The organism is Mesoflavibacter sp. CH_XMU1422-2 (assembly GCF_037029245.1).
Lineage (GTDB): Bacteria > Bacteroidota > Bacteroidia > Flavobacteriales > Flavobacteriaceae > Mesoflavibacter > Mesoflavibacter zeaxanthinifaciens.
The window spans coordinates 1,091-2,861 of record NZ_JAYMEE010000066.1 but is presented as its reverse complement, the minus strand read 5'-3'; the positions used below and the strand labels follow the sequence as shown (position 1 = coordinate 2,861).

2 protein-coding genes are annotated in these 1,771 nt (G+C 33.3%); both read left to right on the top strand.

The window, feature by feature from the left end; all coding sequences use genetic code 11:
• Positions 1-109: 109 nt before the first annotated feature.
• Positions 110-481: a hypothetical protein gene (locus WA340_RS11915; RefSeq protein WP_336129236.1), complete on the top strand. Its 372-nt coding sequence runs from the start codon at positions 110-112 to the stop codon at positions 479-481.
• A complete protein-coding gene (locus tag WA340_RS11910) occupies positions 481-1,350 on the top strand; it encodes an exonuclease domain-containing protein (RefSeq protein ID WP_336129235.1) in 870 nt (289 codons plus the stop codon). The genes WA340_RS11915 and WA340_RS11910 overlap by 1 nt, the downstream gene beginning before the upstream one ends.
• The last annotated feature ends 421 nt before the right edge of the window (positions 1,351-1,771 follow it).

Below are 1,771 nucleotides of genomic sequence, written 5' to 3'. Positions count from 1 at the left end.
CGAATCCACTCGGAATTGCTAACGCCAGTTCTTAACCGAAAATTATTAACTTTAATCCCGTAACTGACGGTTATACGAGACCGTTAGGCAAAATTAAAAACCAACGACAATGACAAAAATTTACAGAAGTTTTTCAGAACCTGATAGACAGAATCTGACTTGGGAAGAAACTTGGAGAAAAGAAGACAAAGGCTTGATAAAAAATTATGAAGTTGGTAGAGCGTTAGCAATAAAAGAACCTGAATTAGCAGAAAAAGCAAAAAGAGGAGAATTACCAGTTCTTGGATATAAAGGCGGAATTGACAAGGCTTTAAAGAAAAAGGAAAAAATTGGAGCATTAAATTACATCGCTAAATGGCAAGCACTTCGAGGAGAAGATTTGAATATTGATATGAATGAGGAAGTGGTTTTGACTTGTACAAAAACAAAAATGATAGTAACCTTTACAATGGATTTAGAAAAATTAAAAAATGCTAACTAATGGACTTTTTAGCTATTGACGTTGAAACTGCAAACTCTGATATGGCATCAATTTGTCAAATTGGATTTGTGATTTATGAAAACGGTCAAATAAAGAAAGAATGGTCAAGTTTAATAAATCCAGAAGATTATTTTGACTTTTGGAATGAGTCAATACACAACATTACAGAAGATGATGTAATTGAAAGCCCAAAATTCCCAGAAATATATGAGGTTCTTAAACAAAATTTAGAAAATTATGTTTGTGTTTGTCATACTCATTTCGACAGAGTTTCAATAAATAGAACCTGTGAAAAATATGGACTTCCAGCAATCCAAAATAATTGGATAGATACAGCAAAAGTTGCTCGAAGATGTTGGGAAGAATTTGCATACAAAGGATATGGACTTGCGAATGTTTGTAAAAAATTGAATTTCTCTTTTAATCACCACGATGCTTTAGAAGATGCTAAAGCTTGTGCACATATTTTAATTTCCGCAATTAAAGAAAAAGAGAACACCATTGATGATTGGCTTATAAGAGTAAATAATCCAATTTTAGCAAACGCAAAAACTTACAGTAAATCTGTTTCAAAAGAGGGAAATCCTGATGGAAATTTGTTCGGAGAAGTTTTAGTGTTTACAGGTTCATTACAAATTCCGAGAAGAGAAGCTTCTGTACTTGCATCTGAAATTGGTTGCAATGTTGTAAACAGCGTAACGAAAAAAACAACACTTTTAGTTGTAGGAGACCAAGATATTAGTAAACTTTCAGGAAAAAAGAAAAGTTCTAAACATTTGAAAGCAGAAGAATTGAAAATAAAAGGACAAAATTTACGAATATTAAAAGAATCTGATTTTGTTGCATTATATGAATCGAATAAAGAATAAATAACTTTGCCTAACAATGGCTATAAGTAATTGCTTGTTCTCGCCTACTTCTGAAAATCCTCGCGGATTTTCAGTTTGGTGTGTACTTGCAAAGTTAAGTGCTAAACCACGCAACTACTCATAGCCGAGACCGTTGGTTGCAATAGCGGAATTAAAAACTAAACGTAAAAATCGTGCGAATTCCGAACTTTGAAAACAGCAGAACTTTGCGTAAAAAAGTTTTACGGAAACTGAATTTAAAACTCGAGACCGAAAAGTAACGCTGAATTGAAAATGTAAAACGGAACTGTGCGCTGAAACCAACTCGTGCGGAATTAAAAAACGTGAATTGATCACTTCTACTCTATCGAATTCCAAAATTGCGGAATCAAAACGTGGAATTGAATAGCTGAACGCAAAAAAAACGCTGAGTGAATCTCAA